The 23,403-nt window shown below is 45.0% G+C and carries 18 protein-coding genes and 1 pseudogene; 11 read left to right on the forward strand and 8 right to left on the reverse strand.

Annotation, left to right across the window (positions count from 1 at the left end):
- Positions 1-153: 153 nt before the first annotated feature.
- Together ITG09_20475 and ITG09_20480 are read right to left on the reverse strand one after the other, a co-directional pair.
- Positions 154-1,287 carry an outer membrane protein transport protein gene (locus ITG09_20475; GenBank protein ID UPR53767.1) on the reverse strand — a complete coding sequence of 378 codons (1,134 nt, stop codon included), beginning with the start codon at positions 1,285-1,287 and terminating at the stop codon, positions 154-156.
- 606 nt (positions 1,288-1,893) lie between these two features.
- Positions 1,894-2,682: a helix-turn-helix transcriptional regulator gene (locus tag ITG09_20480; protein UPR53768.1), complete on the reverse strand. Its 789-nt coding sequence runs from the start codon at positions 2,680-2,682 to the stop codon at positions 1,894-1,896.
- A gap of 98 nt (positions 2,683-2,780) precedes the next feature.
- On the opposite strand from ITG09_20480, the gene ITG09_20485 reads away from it, so the two are divergent.
- The 4 genes and pseudogenes from ITG09_20485 (at position 2,781) to ITG09_20500 (ending at position 5,844) form a co-directional block, all read left to right on the forward strand.
- Positions 2,781-3,674 carry a DMT family transporter gene (locus ITG09_20485; protein UPR53769.1) on the forward strand — a complete coding sequence of 298 codons (894 nt, stop codon included), beginning with the start codon at positions 2,781-2,783 and terminating at the stop codon, positions 3,672-3,674.
- 120 nt (positions 3,675-3,794) lie between these two features.
- Positions 3,795-4,421: pseudogene (locus ITG09_20490) on the forward strand (peptide ABC transporter substrate-binding protein).
- A gap of 410 nt (positions 4,422-4,831) precedes the next feature.
- Complete coding sequence (locus ITG09_20495) at positions 4,832-5,335, forward strand: acyl-CoA thioesterase (protein ID UPR53770.1); 504 nt, start codon at positions 4,832-4,834, stop codon at positions 5,333-5,335.
- Between the two features lie 263 nt (positions 5,336-5,598).
- Positions 5,599-5,844 carry a hypothetical protein gene (locus tag ITG09_20500; protein UPR53771.1) on the forward strand — a complete coding sequence of 82 codons (246 nt, stop codon included), beginning with the start codon at positions 5,599-5,601 and terminating at the stop codon, positions 5,842-5,844.
- A gap of 577 nt (positions 5,845-6,421) precedes the next feature.
- On the opposite strand, the gene malG is transcribed toward ITG09_20500, so the two are convergent.
- The 3 genes from malG to malE form a co-directional block, all read right to left on the reverse strand.
- Complete coding sequence (gene malG / locus ITG09_20505; GenBank protein ID UPR53772.1) at positions 6,422-7,312, reverse strand: maltose ABC transporter permease MalG; 891 nt, start codon at positions 7,310-7,312, stop codon at positions 6,422-6,424.
- Between the two features lie 11 nt (positions 7,313-7,323).
- Positions 7,324-8,895 (reverse strand): maltose ABC transporter permease MalF, encoded by a 1,572-nt coding sequence (malF, locus tag ITG09_20510; GenBank protein UPR53773.1) that lies wholly within the window; start codon positions 8,893-8,895, stop codon positions 7,324-7,326.
- 81 nt (positions 8,896-8,976) lie between these two features.
- Positions 8,977-10,161: a maltose/maltodextrin ABC transporter substrate-binding protein MalE gene (malE, locus tag ITG09_20515; GenBank protein ID UPR53774.1), complete on the reverse strand. Its 1,185-nt coding sequence runs from the start codon at positions 10,159-10,161 to the stop codon at positions 8,977-8,979.
- A 666-nt stretch (positions 10,162-10,827) separates the two neighbouring features.
- Between malE and malK the strand changes: the two genes are divergently transcribed.
- Positions 10,828-11,940 (forward strand): maltose/maltodextrin ABC transporter ATP-binding protein MalK, encoded by a 1,113-nt coding sequence (gene malK / locus ITG09_20520; protein UPR53775.1) that lies wholly within the window; start codon positions 10,828-10,830, stop codon positions 11,938-11,940.
- Between the two features lie 185 nt (positions 11,941-12,125).
- Here malK and ITG09_20525 read toward each other — a convergent pair whose 3' ends face one another.
- The 3 genes from ITG09_20525 to ITG09_20535 all read right to left on the reverse strand — a co-directional run bounded on the left by ITG09_20525 (position 12,126) and on the right by ITG09_20535 (position 15,936).
- Positions 12,126-13,448 carry an IS4 family transposase gene (locus ITG09_20525; GenBank protein ID UPR53776.1) on the reverse strand — a complete coding sequence of 441 codons (1,323 nt, stop codon included), beginning with the start codon at positions 13,446-13,448 and terminating at the stop codon, positions 12,126-12,128.
- A 177-nt stretch (positions 13,449-13,625) separates the two neighbouring features.
- The gene (locus ITG09_20530) at positions 13,626-13,826 is read right to left on the reverse strand and encodes a restriction endonuclease subunit S (GenBank protein ID UPR53777.1); all 201 of its coding nucleotides are present in this window, start codon (positions 13,824-13,826) and stop codon (positions 13,626-13,628) included.
- Positions 13,827-14,019: 193 nt separating this feature from the next.
- Entirely contained in the window at positions 14,020-15,936 is a 1,917-nt protein-coding gene (locus ITG09_20535; protein ID UPR53778.1) for a methyl-accepting chemotaxis protein, read from the reverse strand.
- Positions 15,937-16,389: 453 nt separating this feature from the next.
- Here ITG09_20535 and ITG09_20540 point away from each other — a divergent pair, with 453 nt between their 5' ends.
- Genes ITG09_20540 through ITG09_20565 form a run of 6 tightly spaced genes read left to right on the forward strand, consistent with a single transcriptional unit; the run spans position 16,390 to position 23,314 of the window.
- The gene (locus tag ITG09_20540) at positions 16,390-17,346 is read left to right on the forward strand and encodes a MoxR family ATPase (GenBank protein UPR53779.1); all 957 of its coding nucleotides are present in this window, start codon (positions 16,390-16,392) and stop codon (positions 17,344-17,346) included.
- 10 nt (positions 17,347-17,356) lie between these two features.
- Positions 17,357-18,283 carry a DUF58 domain-containing protein gene (locus tag ITG09_20545; protein ID UPR53780.1) on the forward strand — a complete coding sequence of 309 codons (927 nt, stop codon included), beginning with the start codon at positions 17,357-17,359 and terminating at the stop codon, positions 18,281-18,283.
- The gene (locus ITG09_20550) at positions 18,280-18,765 is read left to right on the forward strand and encodes a DUF4381 domain-containing protein (protein ID UPR53781.1); all 486 of its coding nucleotides are present in this window, start codon (positions 18,280-18,282) and stop codon (positions 18,763-18,765) included. Before ITG09_20545 ends, ITG09_20550 begins: the two co-directional genes overlap by 4 nt.
- Positions 18,758-19,750: a VWA domain-containing protein gene (locus ITG09_20555; GenBank protein UPR53782.1), complete on the forward strand. Its 993-nt coding sequence runs from the start codon at positions 18,758-18,760 to the stop codon at positions 19,748-19,750. Before ITG09_20550 ends, ITG09_20555 begins: the two co-directional genes overlap by 8 nt.
- Positions 19,743-21,629, forward strand: coding sequence for a VWA domain-containing protein (locus tag ITG09_20560; GenBank protein ID UPR53783.1), 1,887 nt, complete (start codon positions 19,743-19,745; stop codon positions 21,627-21,629). Before ITG09_20555 ends, ITG09_20560 begins: the two co-directional genes overlap by 8 nt.
- Before the next feature lie 2 nt (positions 21,630-21,631).
- Positions 21,632-23,314, forward strand: a complete 1,683-nt coding sequence (locus ITG09_20565; protein UPR53784.1) for a BatD family protein — start codon at positions 21,632-21,634, stop codon at positions 23,312-23,314.
- The last annotated feature ends 89 nt before the right edge of the window (positions 23,315-23,403 follow it).

Genomic DNA, 23,403 nt, shown 5'->3' on the forward strand with positions numbered 1-23,403 from the left:
CTCTGAATAGCTAAAATCCACGACCACCGACAAATATCGACACATTTTAGTGATTAACCAAAGCCTTCTTCTGCTCTCTACTCTTATATTCTTCTGCTTTGGTTCTGGGTGAGTTTAAAGTGTATAACTCGGCATCTAGGCTTGTTAAACGAATCAGTGACGATAAGAAAGAGTCACAAAGTGAATACGGTTATCTTCATAACTTCCTGTAGGCTGGAGCGTCACGTTGTCGGCTGTGATATCCGCGGTTCCATTATTTTGATATTGATACGCTAAACCTAACTTGTTGCCAGATTCAAGCTCATACTCACTACCAAACCCAATGCGCCATTGCTGGTCAACGGGCAGTAGTACGTCTCGCTCATTCTCGTTCACTGGAGAAGAGTCGTAGCTAGCGCCACCATAAATCGTAAACTTATCCATCTTATGCGCTGCGCCAACGCCTACAGAATAGGTCCATGTATATTTGTCGTCATAATCTTCCCAGTTTTCAAACTTAGCGTTAACCATTAAATCGGTTTGTTTGGAAAGAGCATGCTTAAGCCCCAAGTCGATACTAGTAACCCAAGATAAATTCGCGGTTGGATTCACATCTAGCGACGTTTCAATATCAATTTCATGGTCTGTTTTATGGCGATATTGCAGACCCAAGTGTATATTGTCGCTCAACGTGTAGTGCGAGCTCAGAGCAAAAGAAGGAGCAACACTGTTACCGGTAGCAAGTTCTTCCAATTGAGTGTTCACGCCACCAACGACGTCTATTTTCATGTATTGAAGAATCAAAGAACCGCCAAGGGAGAGCTTGTCTGTAACTTGATATGAAACACCAGTTGTAATATCGACGACAGTAATAGCGTTCTCTGAAATGACATTGATTGGATTAGCGCCGACACCATTGCTATATTCAGCACCTAAGCCACCCGCGGAATGAAGACTAATTCCAAGTACCGCTTTCTTATTCACTCTTTTAGCATAAGAGGCGTGAGGTGCGATTAATCCCTTTGAGGCTTCAGTGCTCTCTCCTGAATCATCACGAGTGAACTGGTTGAATACATTGATATACTGAGCGCCCGAAACATACGAGCGATCTTCAATGCCAGAAAGTGCAGCAGCATTTGAGATTGTTGCAGAAGAGTCAGAACTGTTTGTAACGTTGGCGGCCCCTGCTGTTGCAACGCTTTTGGTTGTCGCTATTTGAGACATGCTTAAGCCAGCACTATTGACCCAAAAGGGGGTAAGAGTGGCACATGCAACCACAACATTGAGAGCGACTTGCGTCATCTTCATTTTATAGATTCCTTAGGATGTTTCGAGAGAATTTTTCGGCGTATTGCACACATGCAACAAGCCCACACTTGAACCATTCGCAATAAAAGCTAGAGCGTTCAAGTAATTAGTAATTAAGTGGCGCCCGAACCTTTCTTGTCATTCAACTCAGCCACAAACTCAATATTGTCTTGGATTTCGTTTAACTTAGACCAATTTCACTTGTAGATTTTCGATGCCCCGATTCATATCCGCATTTAACGTGTCATCACTCACTTAACAATTGATTGGGTGTCCAGGACAGAGTTGGTGTGTTTCGAAATAGAAAAGGGAGTTGCAACCAAAATGACAAACAGAACCCGTCGACCTGGCCATTAATGAAAACGGTCCATATAAGTGTGTTCCACTATTCTATAGGTTCAGTTTTGGTCTAAATAGTTGGTGGGGATTACATTTGCTATAAACGGGGTTTATAGTTAAACCTTACGGCATCGTCTTTATACGATTTATATTTAGTGTGATATTAAGCGTACGCTTTTAGGTAGCAGGTACGCGACTTTGACGACTTGATAGCTATATCAGAAGATCTTGTCATGCTAGTTGCTCACCATGCGAGATCAGCTCGGGTTACAACAAACGGTTCTTATACTGTTCTGGCGTTTGGTTCGCGTAACGTTTGAACATGGTGATAAAAGGGCTTGCTTGGTTGTAACCCAATGTCAGAGCGACCTCTTTAACCGATTGGCCGTTTCTCAACAAGTCCATTGAATAGAGGTACCGCACTCGCAGTCGCCACTCTGTAAAGCTCATCCCAAGCTCGGCCTGGCAGTGGCGAGAAAGGGTTCTTTCCGTGGTGTGGACACGCTCAGCCCAATCTTTCAGTGTCACTTCATCGGTTGGGTTTTCTTCAACAGAAGCCAGTATAGGCGCTAGGTACTTATTGTCAGTTGAAGGCAAGAAGTGGTGTTCAACTTCACGCTGTGCAAGTTGGTCGAGTAGTACCTGAACAAGCCTTTGATCTTGTTCTGTTTCCGCAACATTGATCCCACGATCGCGAAAATCATCAATAATCGAAGACACAATCGGCGTGATCTTTATAAGGCTAGTTTTATCTGGAAGGTGTTGCGTTAGCTCTGGGGCGATATTTAGCGAACAGTAGTCCAAAGGCTTACGGTTATAACTGCAATGCATCACTCCGGCCGGTACCCAAATTGCCAAATGCGGTGGCGCTAGAAATCGGGTGCTTTCCGCTTCCATCTCTAATATACCGCCACTGATCAATTGAACCTGTCCCCATGAGTGGCTATGAACTCGAGTTTCAGTGTTCGAAAGAAACGCTTCAAAATTCATAAATACGTTGGATGGTGCCTTATCAATTGATAAGGATGGATGAAGGTTTCTGGACTGTTTTTTCAAACTTGTCTTCCTATCGCGCCTGATGTCTTTCTAAAGATACTTGTAAGTATAACGACCTGTCAAACTAGCCGCATCAACTCATTTGCGACGGAATTCACATGCATTATCTCTTACCATTTTTTACAGTCTGTATCTGGGGCGCCAATGCAATCGTCAACAAGCTTGCTGCAAGCACCATAGAACCTAGCGCAATGAGTTTTTACCGCTGGTTTTTTGCGATGTTAATTCTCACGCCTTTCTGTATTCGCCCAGTCATGAAACAATGGGCTGTCATTAAGCCAAACCTATCGAAATTAGCGTTCCTCGGCTTTTTGGGTATGGTGTTGAACCAATCTCTAGGTTACTACGCAGGCTTAACCACAACCGCTTCCAACATGGCATTGATCACGTCTTTAGTCCCGTTGATCAGTGTGTTTCTAAGCGTTCCCTTATTGCACAAGTCCATTTCTAGTTTGAGTATTGTGGGTGGCGTGTTGTCACTGTCAGGCTTAGCTCTGATGTTAGGTAAAGGCGATCCTTTGTTCTTCATGCATCAAGAATTGACTCAGGGCGATGGCTATATGCTAATTGCGGCCTTTGTTTATGCTTCGTACTGTGTGCTACTGAAACGCTGGAAAATGCCAATCAGTAGCTGGGTGGTGATTTACATTCAGGGACTGTTTGCTGTCGCGATGCTTACGCCACTTTGGCTTACCAGCGAACAGCTTTTACCACCGCAACAAGCGCTCCCATTGATAGCTTACGCCGCGGTTGCCGCTTCAATTTTAGCGCCTTGGATGTGGGTGAAAGCGATTGATACCATTGGTGCGGACTCAAGTGCGATGTTTATGAACTTGATGCCAGTTATCGCAATTGTATTAGCTTCCACTTGGCTAGGCGAAGAGATTAATCAGTTCCACATTATTGGTGGTGTAATGGTGATTTCGGGTGTCATCCTTGCACAAATCAAAAGAAAACCAAGGCTTGAAGCTCCCCTTCCTCAACAAAGCTAAACGCATTACCCAACGCTCGCATTAGGGTAAATATTCAAACTTATTTTTCTCACAGTGCCTACTCCCGAAGTAGGCACTGTTATTTTATTCACAAGCCTTTCAAATGCTTTTAATACGCGTCAAGGTGAGCCTGAAGCATACAGCGTGACGCCGAATAATATTCCTGACTACACAGCGCCTTTGTCTGAGTTCAATTCTTTAGACAACGCGCAACGTTTATCAAAAGCCAAAACACTACTTGCTGACGCTGGATACAACGAGAGCAACCCACTCAAATTCACACTGACTTATAACACCAGTGAGAATCACAAAAAGATAGCTATTGCGATTGCATCGATGTGGAAGCCACTTGGCGTAAAAGTTGAGTTAGAGAACATGGAGTGGAAAGCCTATGTTGCAGCGAAGGGAAGTGGCGACTATCAGCTAGCTCGCTCATGGGCATTTGGTGACTACCCAGAGCCTTCTGCACTGTTAGAGGCGTTCACTTGTGGTCACACGGCAAATGAAAGTGGCTACTGCAATCCCGATTACGATGAGCTCTTACAGCAAGCAAGTAAAATGGAAGATCAGTCTAAACTCTTTACTTTACATCAGCAGGCTGAGTTGTTAATTAACGATTCTGCAGCAGTTATGCCTTTATATCATTACAATCACACACGATTAGTGCGAAATACGCTAAAAGGCTTCCCTAACAATAATCCGAAAGGAAATATCTACGCGAAGGATCTATACTTTTTAAAACAGTAAAAGTGAGCTGATAAGAAAACAACTATAACTACCACTTTGATGGTAATTGAGATACAGTCACTTTAACTAAACCGAATCAACAACGGTTAGTTGGCTAACACAAAAAAAAGGTACCGACATGAGTACCACACGGCTTAGAAGCACCTAGTATTGCGCTAGGTGTTTTTTTTTTGAAATCGACCTTTCTAGAAACTTAAACAACATTTCTATTTTCTTACTTGCAATCACTTCACCTGTGTTTGTCACTCGCCTCATACACCTTTAAACACCAATATTCATAGGTTCGTCATCCGTTTGAAAAAATAATCTCAACAGTGAGATTATCCACTTTAATTAATGTCATCTTAAGTATATTGTTATTAGCAAGTAACGAGCATGTTATGCAGCAAAATAATAATGAAGGAAGATAGATGAGCAGTAACAACAGCCGACAAGATGGTAAACGAGACGTTACTCTGCGTTTTTTAGCTGAACCCGGAGATGTGAACTTTGGTGGTAAAGTTCATGGTGGAGCAGTAATGAAGTGGGTCGATTTAGCAGCCTATGCTTGTTCTGCAGGTTGGAGTGGCAAATACTGCATCACCGCCTATGCAGGTGGTATTCGATTCGTAGCACCCATACATGTTGGAAACCTTGTCGAGGTAAGTGCGAAGGTAATCTATACCGGCTCATCGTCCATGCACATTGCAATAGACGTCCAAGCTAGCGACCCCAAAGAACTCAACAACCGCCTAACGACTCATTGCATCGTTATTATGGTCGCTGTCGATGAAAATGGTAACCCAACTAAAGTGCCAGAGTGGATACCAGAGACACCAGAAGACATCGAATTACGAGACTCAGCTATTCGCCTAATGAACATGCGAAAACAGATTGGTGAAGAGATGGAAGCTCACGTGAAGTACCTTAAGTAAGGTTAACCAGCAACGCTACCCTACAAAACCTTATTACAATGCCAAGCACCTGCTTGGCATTGATCTATTTGATACCTTCGCGTTCTACACCGCCAAATCCGCTGCGCACCCACTACAGACAATAATAGCGTGATACCCAGCCAAAGGTTGAAATGAATCGGCACTTGTTCACTGATTTACTTTGATTGTAATAAAGTCGTCATTTTGCTCTGATTAAATACCGCCAATCATAATGGATGTATTTGAATTTCCCGGAGCCACACTTGAGCGTTACACGCCCCACTCTTAGCGAATCTACACTGAACAATTTGAAGGCTGTTGAGTATCAATGGGTTAGAACCTTGTACGTCGAGGGCTACGACAGTAATGAAATTAATCACTACATCCAGACGTGCTTTGGCGGCGACCCTACGTTTGCGGATCTGTTTCGTCGCGTGGCACTCGACCAAGAAAGCATCTATGTGTTGTTGCAACACTTAGGCTGCGCTCCTTCGAGCAAAGAGTTCTAACTCCCACCAAAAATCAGGCATATAAATAAAGCCACTTACATAAACCTTACAGATGCTTGTTAAAGACTCTGCAACCACCTCTGGTTTCCCTATACATTTTCAGTGTAATTTCAGGTTTTGTTGCATACAAATCATTGAAGTATCACGCATTGGAATATTAGCAACATATCAATAGTACAACAGCCACTTATACTGAGTGTCTGATTTGTGAGACTCGTTCATGCCTTCAAGTAAGAGGAATGAGTCAAGAAAGGTGTAGGAGAGAAGTGACTCGAAGCTTTAAACATTAAAGCGGTTATCAGCACAGAAACAGTGATAGGTACAAGAGTTGACGAGTAAAGCAGACACAAAGAAAAAGCAAAAAGTAGCAGGCATAAAAAAACCCAAGTAAGTACTTGGGTTAGAGTTACAAAAACCACTAATCATTAATAGCGTAAGGAACCTGATTAGTAGCCAGCTATGCGTAACCTGAGGGTTATTTTTATTACTGATCGGCGGCCAAACCAAATGATGTAATAAAAATGCCAATATAGAGCGACCAAGAAGGTCGCTCTTTTTCTTTCTTATGAGATACAGCTTATCCTTTTACACCACCTGCCGTCAAACCGCCAACTAACCAACGTTGAGCAAGTAAGAACACGATAGTAATCGGAAGTGCCGAAAGTACAGCAGCTGCCGCAAAGTCGCCCCATAGGTAGTTTTGCGGATATAGGTATTGCTGCATACCTACTGCTAGCGTATAAGAATTCACATCAGTAAGCAGGATAGACGCTACTGGTACTTCACCTACTGTTGCGATGAACGAAAGAATAAACACAACCGCTAGAATTGGCACAGACAATGGCAGTAGAACCAGTCTGAATGCTTGCCAAGGCGTTGCACCATCCAGTGCTGCAGCCTCTTCCAAAGAGTTATCAATCGTCTCAAAGTAGCCTTTAATCGTCCAAACGTGCAGTGCGATACCGCCTAGGTAAGAGAAGATCAGACCACCGTGTGTGTTCAAGCCTAAGAACGGAATGTATTGACCAAGCTTGTCAAACAGCGCGTAGATAGCCACAAGAGCCAGTACTGCTGGGAACATTTGGAAAATCATCATCGCTTTAAGGATAGTTTCTTTACCTTTGAAGCGCATACGAGCAAATGCGTAAGCCGATGTCGTTGACAGTGCCACGATTAAAATCGATGTAACACCTGCCACTTTAATCGAGTTCCACAACCAAGTCAGTACAGGGAACGGAGGTGCCGTTACCGAGCCATCTGCGTTCGTCACTGAAATACCTAATGCTAACTTCCAGTGTTCCAATGATGGGTTATCTGGAATCAAACTACCGGTTGCGAAGTTACCTTCACGGAACGAGATCGCGATGATCATCAGTAGTGGGAAGATTATCATTGCCAAGAAGCACCACAACACTGCATGCGTTGCCCACACTCGGTATTTAAGGCCTTTACCTTGTACCATAGCCATTGTCGTGCTCCTTAATCTTGAGACAGTTTAGTGAAACGAAGGTTTAGTAACGCTAGTGCACCAACCAATAGGAAGATAAGCGTTGCGATAGCACTTGCTAGACCGAAGTCTTGACCGCCGCCGCCTTCGAATGCAATTCGGTACGTGTAGCTTACAAGCAAGTCTGTGTAACCCGCTGGCTCAGAAGTACCAATCATGTTCGGGCCACCGTTCGTCAATAGTTGAATCATTACGAAGTTGTTGAAGTTAAAGGCAAACGCTGCAATCAATAGCGGTGTAAGTGGTTTAATCATCAATGGGAACGTAATGCGCTTGAAGTTATCAAGGAAGTTCGCACCATCAATCGCTGATGCTTCGTATAAATCATCAGGAATCGCTTTAAGCAGACCCATACATAGAATCATCATGTAAGGGAAACCTAGCCACGTGTTAACCATCAGCACCATGGTTTTCGCTAAGATAGGGTCTGAGAACCAGTTCGGGCTTAAGCCGAAGATATTCTCAAGCACCATGTTGATCTCACCAAAGCTCTGGTTGAATAGACCCTTAAAGATAAGAATCGAGATAAACGCTGGTACGGCGTAAGGCAGAATCAGTAGAACACGATAAATAGAGCGGCCTTTCAACTCTTCCCATTGCACAATGTTTGCCAGTACAAGACCGATGACAAGTGTGAACACTACGGTACATACCGAGAAGATTACCGTCCAAATAAAGATGCTGATGAACGGTTCTTTAATGCCGTCATCTTTCCACACACGTTCAAAGTTATGTGTCCCTATGCTAACAACGAAGCCCGGAGAAATCGTGTTACCGGTAAATTCACCATTGGCATCAACAGGTTGGTAGAAACCCACATCCATATTTGGCTTGAGAACTTCACCCGTTTCATTGTTGACTAACGTTTCTTCATCGTCTTGTAGCGTGTAAAGCGGAGCAACAGAAGCAAACTTACGTAAGCCACTCATGCGGATATCACCACCGTCCGGTAGATTGAAATCAACACCATTGATCGCAGCTCGGTTTTGGATGATCGCTTTGATCTTCTCTTTTTCACCTTGCGCAGACTCGATGACAGATAGGTCCATCTCTGTTTCTGTCATATTGTCTAGAGAAAATACGTCAGTCGCTAACAGTTGATCGCCATCTTTTACGACGATTTGGTGACCGTCATCTGTCTTGTACAAAGTAAATGGGTAGCTCTCACCGCTTTGGAAAGAACGGTCTAAAAGAACGGTTTGAGTACGCTCTAGAGAAAGCTGGTTTTTTGCGCTGTAGTTAGTAAACGCAAGCCCTACGGTGTATGCCAATGGGAAAAGAATGAACAAGATCATTCCGGCAATACCTGGGTAAATATAACGGTGGGCGTAAGTTTTTTTACTACCAAAAATGTAAAGTGCCAAAGCCGTTAAGATCACTGTAAGCAGCGCAAAAGCGAGCTCACCGCGAGAATACATTAGAATTGTAGCGTAGCCGTTTATTAAGCCAACGCTACCAAGCAACCCCCATTTGATGAAGACGCTTTTACTGCCTGGAAGGCTTGATGGTGCTGGGATAGCATCTGTACCTTGAACTGACTGCATAGAGGAACCTGCTAGCGATATAGATAAAAAATAGAAAAGTAAGGAGAGGTTACCCTCTCCTTAAAAGGTAGTGCTTGGTTGTTACTTAGTCATTCGACCTTCAGCAGCTTTTAGTGCTTGGTCTACTGATTGACGGCCGTCAACTACGTTGCCGATCGCTTCTTCCATGCTGTACCAGAATGTTGTGAACTGAGGGATGTTAGGCATGATTTCGCCATTCATCGCGTTGTCCATTGTTGCTGCAATACGAGTATCGCTGTCTAGTTGACGTTGGAAAGAGTTAAGAGCAACAGCGCCTAGTGGCTTGTCGTCGTTCAGGCTCTTCATACCTTCATCTGTTAGTAGGTAGTTTTCCATGAACTCAACAGCTAGGTCGCGGTTTGGAGACGCAGTGCTGATACCACCAGCCCAAACACCAACGAAAGGTTTAGACGCTTTACCGTTGAACTTAGGTAAAGTTGTTACGCCGTAGTCTACGCCAGCTTTCTTGATGTTTTCCCAACCCCAAGGGCCGTTGATTGTCATTGCAACGTTACCTGCAACGAATTCAGACTCAGCTACTGAGTAATCCATGTCTGCAGAGATAACTTTGTCTTGTACCATCTTCTCGATGAAACCTAGAGACTTCTGAACACCTTCAGTCGCTACACCCGCATCTTTAATGTCGTAGCCTTCAGCAGTCTGTTTGAATGCGTAACCGCCATCAGCTGCAAGTAGAGGCCATGTGAAGTAAGCGCCGCCACGTAGAGGCCACATGATTGCTTTCTTACCGTCTTTTTGAAGTTCAGCGTTAAGTGCTGGGATTTCTTCCCAAGACTTAGGTGGGTTAGGCACAAGTGCTTTGTTGTAAATTAGAGAAACTGACTCAACCGCTACTGGGTATGCGATTGTTTTACCTTCGTAAGAAACAGCGTCCCATGCGAAGTCTACGATACCTTCTTTAGTTTCTTTAGAAGGTTTGATATCAACAAGAAGCCCTGCTTCTGCATAGCCACCAAAACGGTCGTGTGCGTAGAAGATCATGTCTGGGCCATCACCAGCTGCTGCTACTTGAGGGAATTTCTCTTCTAGCTTGTCAGGGAAAGCGACTGTTACTTTAACACCAGTATCTTCTTCGAAGCGTTTACCTACTTCAGCCATGCCTTCATAAGCTTTGTCACCACCTACCCAGATTGTTAGTTGTCCTTCTTCGATAGCAGCATTTGCACCAAAAGAACCCAGAGCAACTATTGTACCTAGAGCTACAGCGCTTAGAGCGTTTTTCATGTGAATATCCTTTTTATATTTATACGTAGGGCACATCTACCAAGACGAGCCAGTTTTCGGAGGTTATGATCTGAGAAAACAGACCCTAGCTCATCATCCTAGCCACTACGCCCTAGCTATTATGGCTTAAATTCGTGATCGCCATCCGGTCAGATTAGAGACTACAATCACAAAACACATACTCATCGTGATCAACATCACCGTTACGTGGTGGATTTATTTGAACTGGATCGCCAATTATTATTAACCCCCTATATCTACTCCTCCCCTCCTACTCCCCCTAGTTAATTTTGCGTTAGGAGGATGTACCCTTACGCCAATTCACCGAAACTGCATTCATCCAAGAGTGGATAGTAAGAACCCTTTACCAGCAAGTGTTATGCGTTGACGCATTATTCATTTAGTTGGCTTCACTGCCCGCTGGTGTCTTATATTAGCATCGAGCTAAATCTGTGATTGAATCACGGGGGAGGTTTAGCTGGATGTGGGGGAAATGGGCATCAGTTTGGCTATGACGGGTGGGCTTGGTTAAAGAATCCAAGTCTCACCCACTTTTTTTTCTTACTCATTCAATACTTACCAATTCCTACAGTTACTGCTGACCCAAAAATTTCTTATAATGATAAGCAGTAAAACTTAAAATTTGATCGATCGAGGACTAGCTAGATGGCGAGTGTCACGTTAAAAAACGTTTATAAATCATATGGTGATGTACAGATTTCTAAGGACGTAACCTTAGACATCAACGAAGGTGAGTTCGTAGTATTCGTTGGACCATCAGGTTGTGGTAAATCGACGCTATTACGCTGTATCGCAGGTCTAGAAGACATTACGTCTGGTGATTTGTACATTGGCGACCAACGCATGAATGACGTTGAGCCTTCAAAGCGTGGCGTAGGTATGGTATTCCAATCTTACGCGCTTTACCCTCACCTTAACCTTTACGACAACATGTCTTTCGGCCTGAAGCTAGCGAACGCTAACAAAGCTGAAATTGATAAGCGTGTTGAACATGCTGCAGAAATCCTTCAGCTTGGTCACCTTCTTGAGCGTCAGCCTAAAGCCCTATCGGGTGGTCAACGTCAGCGTGTTGCTATCGGTCGTACTCTGGTTTCTCAACCAAACGTATTCCTACTTGATGAGCCGCTATCTAACCTTGATGCTGCTTTGCGTGTTCAAATGCGTTCGCAAATCACTAAGCTACAGCGTCAACTTGGCTGCACCATGATCTACGTTACCCACGACCAGGTGGAAGCGATGACAATGGCCGATAAAATTGTTGTTCTTGATGGCGGTTACGTATCTCAAGTCGGTAAGCCGCTTGATCTTTACCACTACCCTCAGAACCGTTTCGTTGCTGGCTTTATTGGCTCGCCGAAGATGAACTTTATGTCGGTTCACATCGAGCAAGCTGAAGCGGAACGCGTATTGGTACAACTATCTAACGGCATGACTTTCTGGATCCCAGTCGATGGTACGACTGTCAATGCAGGTGACCGTATGTCTCTGGGCGTTCGTCCTGAACATTTGTTGTCTGCTGAAACAGGTGATGCGACGATTGAAGCTGAAGTGATGATGGTAGAGAAGCTAGGTAACGAAACTCAGGTTTACCTAAACCTTGAAAGTGCCGATGCTGACGTTATCTATCGCCAGCCAGATACGTTGACAATCGAATCTGGTGACAAGCTAGCGATTGGTATTCCTGCACACCGTTGTCACTTGTTCCACAGTGACGGTCGCGCATGTCGTCGCCTATACAAAGAATACGGCACAGACTAATCGCTTAGCCTTTTAGGATGTAACTTGTCCATATCAAATCCCTCTTACCAAGTAAGGGGGATTTTTTTGTTTAAAGGCGCCAACTACTTTCGCTTTGATTGTTTAACTTTGGGCACAGCTCAGTTAACTTATCGCGCAGCAATAAAAAAGGCCTAGCAATGGCTATAATGCCGTTCGGATAAGCATTACTGCTTGAACCTAAACGGATATTTGGCTGGAACAAAGAGGACTGAACGTGGAAACGTTCGGTCCTTTCTTTTATCTGGAAGAATGAAGTGACTCAGACTTTCTCTCATCCTTTTAAGTTTGACTGGTAGGGTTCCGTCTGGACTTAAAGCTAACCAACGTAACTGAGCATCTATAAGGTTAATTGCAGCAGTAAAGCTTACCCTAGTTGCTCGAACCCCGGCTTCTGAAGCTATCTTAACCATCTCTAATCGCACTAAGTTATAGGCGAGTAATACGCCCCAAAGCTCTTGCTTCACACCGGCAGAAAAACGACTTCGTAAAGTGACGTGGCTTTGCAGTTGAGTCTGTTTTATTTCACCATAACCCTCTTCAATCTCCCAGCGTTGCCAATAAATACGCAGCAAGCTTTCTAGCGAGTATTTACTAGGGTCTGTAAGTGAAGTAATAAAACCTTTTATCTCACCTTTTGGCTCTTGATATAAGACTAATCTGGCCTCCCAACGTGCGGGTAAATTTGGGTTCTGCCGTTGAGCTTGAGGAGAGATAGGCATTGAAATGAGCATATCGTTCTCAGCATATTTCTCCAACACTTCATAGCGTAGCTTACGTTTTGCAGGCATTAACCAGTGAGCATTTTCCGCACTCTCTTGCCACGACAACAAAAGGTCTGCCGAGAAATAACAACGATCAAATAAGGTCAATGAGTGTGCGGGGATATCATTGAATAGGCGCTTGGCTAGGGTCGTTTCACCGACATGACAACCATCAAAAGCTGCCCCCATAATCATTCGTGTTTCTGTTGACATCAAAGCGACTAAACGAAGTTGAGGGTAAGGTTTCAATTTTTTAGAGATGAACCCAAATTCTTCAGCGTTCTCTGTGGAATCTTGACACCTAAATGTTGTCCCATCGACAGCAAGAACATTAAGCCCTAAGTCTTTGTCTTGTTGAAGGATATCTTCGCGCCAAGCCTTTACCGTTGTGTGAAACAGAGCCGCTAACGGACTCTCATCTAGACGTCGGCGTGAATCAGTTAGGACACTGGGTGCAACACGAGACCAACTATCTTCAGGTTTAGGCTGAAGTGCGATGTCTAATGAACTGCATACCTCTTTGATAGACATGTTGCGTTGCAGTCCCATCCAAATAACTAACCAGACAGCTTGCTGAGCGGGAAGTCGGCGTCGTCTTATGCTCGCTTTATTGGTTTCAAGAAGAGCTTGTTCTATCCACTCAATCTGAATGGCGTCGACGACAGATTCATAATTGTCGGCATCTTCAATGGTCTCGTGTGCCATTGCTAATTCTTGTTCAAGCATAAAAAATCCCCATCAACATTGTTGATGAGGATTATCTTCTAACTGCAGGATCGTTCAAGTCTTCTTAAACGATCGGCATTATAGCAATGGCTAGACCTTGATTTGTGTAGTCAGGCTAAGCCCAACTACTCATTCCACTCTATCTTAGACAAGATGAAATTGCCTTAAGCTTAGAACTTAGTGGATTGGCGTATCACTTGTTTTGTTGAACTGGCCAAAATGCTTTTCTAACACTTCTGGTGTTAGCTTGCCTTCCGCTTCTAGTCGCTTAAATTCAGCAACGATCGCTTTTTGCTCTTCAATTGATGGCAGTTGTACTTCTGGCTCATCGCCCATCTCTTGAGTCATCTGCTCTAGTTCTTTTTCAAAATCGCTCATGATAGTTACCTAAATATTAAACCTAATCAGATTTTACTCATTTACGCTCTGTGATGCTAGAGCGATTGAGTGCAAAGCCCGAAACCAGATCAAGCGAACGTCAGTTTAAACAGGACTGGAGCGAAATTAAAAAGAACTGGATTCACGATTAAATGAAGCCAGCTCTCTGTCAACGTCGCTAGCTCAAGCAGTATTACAACTTAAACGAGCCAACCATCTTATCGAGGCGAGAAGACAGGTCACGAAGCTCTTGGCTCGCTTCTGCAAGCTGCTCAGCCGTGCCCGTTGTCACTTCGTTGATTGCGTTGATCTCTTCAATGTTCTGGTTGATTGTATGAACTACGGTTGATTGCTCTTCCGTTGCTGTCGCCACTTGAGTGTTACGGTCTGTAATATCCACAATACGGTCTGAAATACCACTCAGAACGTCTACCGCTTCATCCGACGCCGATACACCTTCAAGCGTGATCACCTTACCCGCACTCATTGCCGTTACCGCATCTTTAGCATCGCTTTGCAGTTGGTTGATCATCTTCTGAATCTCTTCCGTAGAATCTGCTGTGCGGCTTGCTAAGTTACGTACTTCATCTGCTACAACCGCAAAACCACGACCTTGCTCGCCGGCACGGGCTGCTTCAATCGCTGCGTTCAATGCGAGTAAGTTGGTTTGATCTGAAATATCACGGATAACACCCAGAATAGAACCTATGTCTTGAGTTGTAGAAGCCAGTTGCTCTACTACCTGACCCGTGCTTTCAATATCTTGCGCCAAACGGCTGATTGCGTCTTTTGCTTTATTCACCACAGAGCGACCTACTTCCGTATTACCTGAAGCTTGCGTTGCCGTTTCTGCTGCTGTTGCCGCGTTCGATGCAATCTCGCTGATGGTCATACCCATTTCATTAATGGCAGCAACCACTTGAAGGGTTTGATCACGTTGCTCTTGGCTGTTGTCATGGGTGATATGTGCTTTATTAGAAACGCTCTCTGCCGCCACTTGCAGCGCTTGGCTTGTCGAGCATACTTCTTTCATCGACTCGTGAATCTTCTCAATGAATCCGTTAAAGCCCTTAGAAAGCTGTGCGATTTCATCGTTGCCTTTAACTTCAATACGCTGCGCAAGGTCACCATCACCTTCGCCTAGGTCACCAAAGCGTTTAGCCAGTAGTTTAATCGGCTGAGTAATGCTGTTTGCTAGTACTACGCCCATTAGGATAAACACTAGCGCTACAACCGCAGTCATTATCAGCATCTTTTGTGCCGTCTCATCTAGCTCAGCAAACACTTCATCGGTTGGAACCACACCAATAACGAACCAGTCCATTGATGACACATAAAGGCTCGCGACAAATAGCTCTTGTCCTTGGCTTTCAGTGGTGATCAGGTTGAAGCCCGATTTGTTCAACAGCTGGCTTGATTGAGGGCCGTAAAGTTGTTGCAGTGAAGAGTCACTACGAGAACGCTCACGGTAAATTTGAACATCACCTTGGCTATCAGTCAGAAATACAAAGCCAGTATTTTCTATCTTGAAACCGTTCAGCAGGTTAACCATGTCATCCATCGATTTTGATAGACCTGACATAGCTAAACCAGAAGGCTGTTGGTAGTTAGCGAACATTTTCACTTCGCCATTGGCTTCTTGGAACATGCTCACCATGGTCGGCTGTCCAGATTGTGTAAAGCCAAAGAACCAACCATCTTGTTGTTGGTTTAACTGACGTAGGAAACCATTTTGATTCCAGTAGTAAGCCGTTTGACGGTTCGCCACTGAGGCATCGTTCAACTGATATTGGTTACGAACGTTATTCAGTTGTTTAACCAGCTTGTTTTCTAGTGCCGGATCGCGATCGGTCGATTCGATAGCATCAGAAATAAATTCATTTGAAGCAATTTGCTCCGCTGCTAATAACAGCTGAGACACTTCACGATCAATCTCACCATTGATTCGCTCTAGCATTCCTGGAAGTTCAATGTCGATCAATCGATGACTTAATACATCTCTTGCTTGTTGTTGTGCCATCGCGCCGACAATTACTGTCGATGCAAGAACCGCAAAGGTAATGCCAAGTACAACTTTTTGCTTGATACTCAGAGAGTTAGTTTTAAACATATTTGGACCTTTAAAAAGAATCGCTCGTTATTGGTATACCCTGAACAGGACTTTTCAGTGCACTTCAACAAGCAATGCACAATCTGAGTGATGTATCGGCCGCAACCAATAAAACTGGAGACTTTTCTCTCAAAAAATTGCAAACGCGATGTAACAACCAAAATCATCCAAATTAAATATGAGTCAACCAAGGCAATATCGTACTGTCGAGAGTCGGCTTTAGCTATCAGTCCTTAGATCTAACTGAACTCAAACAACTCCCCACCGCGAGCTTTTGTATATAAAAACCAATTGATATAGTAATAATCACAACCTAACGATGTTTTTAGTTAACCACTTGTAAATCTTTCCAATTTTGAAAAAATAAATTACGCAAATGTACTGGAACTTTTTGCTACAAATCAGTGACCAATACTCAAAATAAAAATCAAATGGATACCCAGAGAGTCCAAAATGCACAAAACAAATTTCGAAGTCCTTCAAAACTATCTAGAGTCTCAAATCATTGGTCAAAAAGAGCTCGTTAAGCAACTGATGATCGCCCTTTTAGCAGATGGTCATATCCTCGTTGAAGGGCCTCCCGGTTTAGCAAAAACTCGCGCCGTAAAATCACTGGCTGATTGCGTTGAGGGGGATTTCCACCGCATTCAATTTACGCCTGACTTACTGCCTGCGGACTTGACTGGTACCGATATTTTCCGACCAGAAACTGGGGAATTTACCTTCCAATCAGGCCCGATTTTCAACTCGCTTATTCTAGCGGATGAGATCAACCGTGCCCCGGCGAAAGTTCAAGCAGCAATGCTGGAAGCGATGGCAGAGAAACAAGTGACTGCCGGTCGAAAAACCTATGCTCTGCCTGATCTGTTTTTGGTGATGGCAACGCAAAACCCGGTTGAGCAAGAAGGTACTTACCCGCTGCCGGAAGCTCAATTAGACCGTTTCTTGCTGCATTTAGAAGTGGCTTATCCAGACATGGAAAGTGAGCTGGAAATCTTGCGCCTAAACAGAGGCGAAGCTCAAGGCAATCAACCTGTTCAACCAGAGCCTATTTCTCAACAAACTATCTTTGAAGCGCGCCAAGAAGTGCTCAACATTCATATGGCAGACACCATTGAGCAATACATCATCAGACTGGTTATGGCGACTCGCCAACCCAAGCAATACAGCGATCAACTCGATCAATGGTTAGATATGGGTGTCAGCCCACGCGCAACTATTGCTTTGGATCGCTGCGCGCGTGCTCACGCATGGCTTGCTGGCCGCGATTATGTAACGCCACAAGACGTTCAAGCGATGGCATTCCCTGTGTTACGCCACCGCCTGCTCCGTAGCTACCACGCACAAGCTGAAGGGGTCACTGCAAACCAAGTGATCGCACACCTTATTTCATTGGTTGGCAGCGCATAGGGATACGCGCATGAATAATCAACTACCCAACCATAGTGACGGTGTCACGTTAAACCTGAACGAACTGCTGCAATACAAAGCGCACTCTGTTCGCTGGTTGCCTCCAGCCAAGAGCCTTTGGTCTCAGCTTAACGGTCAACACGAGAGCAACCGCAAAGGTCGTGGGATGAACTTCTCTGAAGTTCGTCAGTACCAAGCAGGAGATGATATCCGAAGCATTGATTGGCGTGTGACGGCGAGAACAGGCAAGGCGCATACCAAATTGTTCTCTGAAGAACGAGAGCAGCCTGTCATTTTGTTCTTGGACCTATCAAGCAGCATGATTTTCGGCTCAACCTTGTTGCTAAAGTCGGTTCAACTCGCGCACTTTGCCAGTCAACTGTGCTGGCTCACTGTGGCTCAAAAAGACCGAATTGGCGCAGTGATAGATACTGGCCAAGAGATCATTGAGATTAAACCCAGTGCTAGCAACCATGCTCCGCTGCGTATTTTACAAAAAGTCATAGAAATCAATAACGCAGCGCTAACCAACCAAAACAATCCCAGCGAAACAACCTTAGAGCATGGATTGAAGTCTCTTCATCAGCTTTGCCCGAAAGGCAGCGATATTATTATGCTCAGCGACTTTGTGCGTTACCAAGAAAGTGACTACTCACTTATCAGCCAAATTCGCCGGCACAACAGAGTACGTCTGATACATTTTTACGACCCTCTAGAGCAAGGTCAAACGGCCTATAAAGGCTCGAAACAAGTCACCGATGGCAGCAAAACACAGTGGTTCAACTTCTCCTCTAATAAAGAAAAGGAAAAGCTCAACCATGCCTTCTCGGCCAAGCAGCAACAGCTACAACAGATGGGATTATCTCTCGCGATACCCTACAGCTCGCTGTCGAGTGCGCAGCCATTGATGAGCCAGATATCAGGAGCTCAGTCATGAATCAGCCCTTAGATTTAAGCCCTGTTATTGCGCCAGACGCACCAACATGGTGGCCTTTGGCGTGGGGTTGGTGGGCCTTAATTATCGCGGCCATTATCCTGATTGCTTTGGTGTTTTTTGTTGTAAAACGCAGAAAAAACAATCAACAGGCGAAGCAAGAAGCGCTGTCTTACTTCAGCAATAATCAGCCTTCAAAGTGCTTATCACCTTGCGAAGCACAACGCATCCTTCGCCAAGCCGCATTGAGCTATTTCCCACGTGAAAAAGTGGCAGGCTTATCTGGTGATGATTGGTTGGCGTTCTTAGATGCGCAATTGGCAAAACCGTTGTTCGCCGCAAAGCAATCGCAATGGCAACAAGCGCTCTACCAAGATTCAGCTTTAATAAACGACGAGCAGAAAATGGATCAACAGCAATTGGTTAATGATTGCGAAACTTGGCTTCGTAAAGCCCTTCCTCCAAAGCGAGGTCGTTATGACTAATCTTTTAAACACGAGCTTACTTAACATCGAATTCGTTTGGTGGTGGATGTTTTTCCTCGCGCCACTGCCGTTGCTCGTTTACTTGTTCTCACCTAAAGCGGAATCAAACAGCGCTCTTAAACTTCCATTTCTGCCAGAGGACAGCAATACCAAAACGCCAAGCACTCGCTTGCCAAAGGCGTTGTCCGTCATTGTCTGGCTTTTATTGGTGACTGCACTCGCACGCCCAGTTTGGTACGGTGAACCGGTTGAGTTTCAACCAAAACACCGAGACTTGATGCTGGTTGTCGACCTCTCCTACTCGATGAGCCAGGAAGACATGCAGTTCAATGGTGAATACATCGACCGATTATCGGCAGTCAAACATGTGTTGAGTGACTTTATTGAACGACGCAAAGGCGACCGAGTCGGGTTGGTGCTCTTTGCCGATCATGCCTACCTACAAACGCCTTTGACTCTAGACCGAGACACACTGTCACAACAGCTCAATCAAGCGGTACTGAGACTAATCGGTAATCAAACTGCGATTGGCGATGGCATTGGCCTTGCGACCAAAACCTTTGTTGATAGTGATGCCTCACAACGTGTGATGGTACTACTCAGTGACGGCAGTAATACTGCAGGGGTGTTAGACCCATTAGAGGCTGCTGACATTGCCAAGAAATACAACGCGACCATTTACACCGTCGGTGTTGGCGCAGGCGAAATGATGGTTAAAGAGTTATTCATGACTCGCAAAGTAAACACGGCTCAAGATTTGGATGAACGCACGCTTATGGAAATTGCTAAACGCACAGGCGGTCAATACTTCCGAGCTCGTGACAGTAAAGAGCTGGCGACCATTTACGACACCATCAACCAGTTAGAACCCGTGACGAATGCCACCAAGGTTTGGCGACCACAACAAGAGTGGTTCGTATGGCCTTTGTCTGCGGCAATGTTCTTCGCATTTATGCTGTTAGCCATTAGGAGAAACAATGTCTAACTTTACTTTTATCTACCCATATTGGTTCTTGGCGCTTGCCGCGTTGCCCGCGATTTGGTGGCTTAGCAAGAAGCAATCTAAGCAAGGGTTATTGGCTTCTCATATCGCTCGATACTTGGCGCCTGAATCAAGCAAGCCATCAAAAAACCGCAGCACTTACTTTGGTATCTGGTGGATGGTCGGTGTTGTTGCACTAGCCGGCCCCAGCTTTCAAAACAATGAACAGCCGAGCTTTGAAAAAACGCAGGCGCGAGTTGTGATGATGGACATGTCGATGTCTCTATACGCTACCGACATAAAACCAAATCGCCTGACTCAAGCGCGATACAAAGCTCTTGATCTGCTCTCGTTGTGGAAAGAAGGCTTAACCGGAATGGTGGCGTACGCTGGCGATGCTTACACCATTAGCCCGCTAACGTCCGACATCAACACCATCAAGAGCCAAGTGCCAAACTTGTCTCCGGATATCATGCCTTACCAAGGCAGTAACGCCCCCGCTGCGGTTAAGCTTGCGATTGAGATGATGACTCGCGCGAAGATCTATCAAGGTGATTTGGTATTGATTGCTGATGATATTGATGACCAAGAGAAGAGAAAAATTGACGCCCTGCTCTCTGGCAACAATTGGACGATATCTATTTTAGCGGTGGGTACTGAAAGTGGCGCGCCAATCTCTTTGCCAACAGGCTCAATGCTGCAAACCGACTCAGGGCAAACAGTGGTCGCAAGAACCCACTTAGAGAACATGCGTGACCTGACTCACAGTTATGGTGGCACATTCACTGAAGTTCAATTTGATAACTCAGATGTTGAACACATCGCGAGTTATCTCGACCGAGTTGCAACAACCTCTGAAGTGACCAAGACCAATAACTCACTCAACACCAGAGTCAACAATGGCTTTTGGCTACTACCATTCCTATTACTCCCTGCTCTTGGGCTGTTTCGGAAGGGTGTTATTTGGTGCGGATTAGCTGTGGTTTTGTCGTTCAGCCAACCGAATACTGCGTTTGCTAATCCTTGGAAAACCGACGACCAGGTGGGTTATCAGCTTTATCAAGATGAAGACTTCCAACAAGCTGCAGAGCAGTTCCAACAACAAGAGTGGAAAGGCATCGCACAATACAAAGCGGGAGACTTCGAAGCTGCAGAGCAGACACTACAAGGTTTGAATGGCGAAAATGCTCGCTACAACCTTGCGAATGCACAAGCGCAACAAGGCAAGTACGATCAAGCGATAGAAGAGTATCAACACATTCTAGACAACAACCCTGAGCACGCATATGCCAAGAAGAATCTAGAGATCGTCAAACAAGCCCAACAGCAACAGCAACAGCAACAGCAACAGCAAGGCGATTCTGAATCCAAAGACCAAAAAGACCAAGACCAGCAGAATCAGCAAGGTCAGCAAGGTCAGCAAGGTCAGCAAAGTCAGCAAAGTCAGCAAAGTCAGCAAAGTGATTCTTCGCAAGACTCGTCGAATCAACAGCAAAGCTCTGCAAGCGTTGAAAAATCACAGAACCCAACAAACGATCAAACTGAAAGTGAGAACCAAGAGCAATCTAAAGACCAAACGGATGCAAATGCAGGTGAACAAGCAGCTCCGTCTAAGCAACCAAATAAAGCCGAGCAGTCAGAAGACCAAGATGAATCAACACCTCAAAGTGCGAGTGCACAGCAAGCTTCAAGCGAACAAGGTGAAGACGATGCTCAACAAGCTGTAGCACAAACCTCAGGGCAGCCGCTATCAAGTGACCCAGATATGCGAAAACTTGAGCAAGTAGAAAGCGCCCGTGACCCGAGCCAACTGCTTAAAGCGCAAATGATTTTACAAGCACGACAAAAAAGTGCTCCTAACAACCAGAACAAAAAGTGGTAACCATGCGATTTCTTAACAAGCCATTTTTATCCATACTCCTAACGCTGCTGTTAGGAGCTTTCTCGTCCTTTTCGGCATTGGCGGCGACTGCCGTAGCGAGCGTTTCACAAAACAGTGTCACCAAAGATCAAGTATTCCTACTTAGAGTCTCAACCGATGAAAAGGTCTCTTCTGATGCTCTAGATCTAACGGCGCTCCAGCAAGATTTCTATGTCGGCACACCAAGCTTTGGCTCGTCGATGCGAATCGTCAATGGTAGCCGCTCGGTGTCAAGTGAATGGAACATCAGCCTTGCTCCACTGCGTTTGGGTAAGGTTCAGATTCCTAGCTTCGATATTGAAGGGGCAAAAACCAAGCCAATCACCATCAATGTTGCCGTTAATAAAGCTGCACCCACTCAACATGATATGGCTGAGTTCCAGCTTAATCTGAGTAAAGACTCGCTATACCCACAAGAAGTCGCTGAGCTTGATGTAAAACTCATCATTAAAGCTGACCCAAGAAGACTGCAAGATCCTAAAATAACGCCACCGAGCTCGCCGGGCTTAGATGTGGAACCTATTGGTGAATCGAAGCAATTTCAAGATGTCCTCAATGGACAAGAAGTGACGGTTGTTCAACAGTCTTTCCGTATCTCTTCTCAAAAGGCCGGACAGTTTAAGCTGAATGGGCCGAAGCTGACTGGAGCCGTTGTCTACTCGACCAACAACTCCAGTACAACGCGCTTGTTCCAACTCGACACTCCCGTTGACACCCTAGATGTAACCGTCAAAGAGGTGCCAAAAGGCTACCAAGGTGAATGGTTACCAACATCAAACTTCAAACTGATACAAAAATGGTCAGATAGCCTAGGTAACGAGCTAACTAATAACAATGGTTTGGAAGGCGACAACAAAACCATTGAAATGGAAGCGGGTGATTCGTTAACTCGTACCATTACTATGACGGCTAGCAATTTAACCCAGCACCAACTGCCAAAACTGAATGTCACCTACCCTAAATCGGTTCGTGTTTATGAAGAGAAGCCGCAATTTGGTACCACACAGTCAGGCGATGCAGTAGTAGTTTACAAGCAGGTCTTGATCCCGAAAGAAGCTGGAAATATCTCGCTTCCTGATGTGTCTCAATCTTGGTTTAACACCGATTTGCAATCAGAACAAACCAGCAAAGCGCAAGGGCTAGAGTTAGCGGTAAAAGCAAGTGACCGTGCGACCTCAAGCACGCCACCTCCAGTGGTAGAAACACCCACCAAACAAGCCAACCCGACGATTGTTACCGTTGATAACCCTGGAATATGGCCTTACCTAACCGCGCTGTTCGCTGTCTTATGGTTGATTAGCTCTGTGATGGCTTTCTACTTCTGGTCACGCCGTGGTGTAACGACAAAACCAACACACACTGTTGAACGTCAATCAGCTACAGCAGAAGCGCTAATTACCGCGCTGAAAGCAAAAGATGGCGTGATGACCAGAACCTTGTTTGAACAGTGGAAATCTGAAAATTCAGATCTAAGCGATGAAACGTTAGAAGCCGTTGAAGCCGAACTAAGTAAGCTAAACCAAAGCCTTTATGGTGAAACTAGCTCGACAAACCCATCATGGGATCCTTCTGAGGCAATCAAAACGGTTAAGAAACCAAAGCGCATGTCGAACAATACACGCAAGAGCACATTAGAAAGGCTTTGATTAACCAGCGGTCTAAGTAAGCAGAAAGCTAGTTGATCAGAAAATCTAAGTAAAAAAAGAACGAAGCCGTGATGACCACATTGTGATCA

It is taken from the genome of Vibrio cyclitrophicus (assembly GCA_023206055.1).
GTDB classification, from domain to species: Bacteria; Pseudomonadota; Gammaproteobacteria; order Enterobacterales; family Vibrionaceae; genus Vibrio; species Vibrio cyclitrophicus_A.

Excerpts from the sequence above, each read along its gene's own strand:
- malG (UPR53772.1), bottom strand. The coding sequence starts at position 7,312 with ATGGCTATGGTACAAGGTAAAGGCCTTAAATACCGAGTGTGGGCAACG.
- ITG09_20495 (UPR53770.1), top strand. The coding sequence starts at position 4,832 with ATGAGCAGTAACAACAGCCGACAAGATGGTAAACGAGACGTTACTCTG.
- malE (UPR53774.1), bottom strand. The coding sequence starts at position 10,161 with ATGAAAAACGCTCTAAGCGCTGTAGCTCTAGGTACAATAGTTGCTCTG.
- ITG09_20525 (UPR53776.1), bottom strand. The coding sequence starts at position 13,448 with ATGCTTGAACAAGAATTAGCAATGGCACACGAGACCATTGAAGATGCC.
- ITG09_20565 (UPR53784.1), top strand. The coding sequence starts at position 21,632 with ATGCGATTTCTTAACAAGCCATTTTTATCCATACTCCTAACGCTGCTG.
- ITG09_20530 (UPR53777.1), bottom strand. The coding sequence starts at position 13,826 with ATGAGCGATTTTGAAAAAGAACTAGAGCAGATGACTCAAGAGATGGGC.
- ITG09_20550 (UPR53781.1), top strand. The coding sequence starts at position 18,280 with ATGAATCAGCCCTTAGATTTAAGCCCTGTTATTGCGCCAGACGCACCA.
- ITG09_20540 (UPR53779.1), top strand. The coding sequence starts at position 16,390 with ATGCACAAAACAAATTTCGAAGTCCTTCAAAACTATCTAGAGTCTCAA.
- malK (UPR53775.1), top strand. The coding sequence starts at position 10,828 with ATGGCGAGTGTCACGTTAAAAAACGTTTATAAATCATATGGTGATGTA.
- ITG09_20535 (UPR53778.1), bottom strand. The coding sequence starts at position 15,936 with ATGTTTAAAACTAACTCTCTGAGTATCAAGCAAAAAGTTGTACTTGGC.
- ITG09_20475 (UPR53767.1), bottom strand. The coding sequence starts at position 1,287 with ATGAAGATGACGCAAGTCGCTCTCAATGTTGTGGTTGCATGTGCCACT.
- ITG09_20545 (UPR53780.1), top strand. The coding sequence starts at position 17,357 with ATGAATAATCAACTACCCAACCATAGTGACGGTGTCACGTTAAACCTG.
- ITG09_20560 (UPR53783.1), top strand. The coding sequence starts at position 19,743 with ATGTCTAACTTTACTTTTATCTACCCATATTGGTTCTTGGCGCTTGCC.
- ITG09_20485 (UPR53769.1), top strand. The coding sequence starts at position 2,781 with ATGCATTATCTCTTACCATTTTTTACAGTCTGTATCTGGGGCGCCAAT.
- ITG09_20555 (UPR53782.1), top strand. The coding sequence starts at position 18,758 with ATGACTAATCTTTTAAACACGAGCTTACTTAACATCGAATTCGTTTGG.
- malF (UPR53773.1), bottom strand. The coding sequence starts at position 8,895 with ATGCAGTCAGTTCAAGGTACAGATGCTATCCCAGCACCATCAAGCCTT.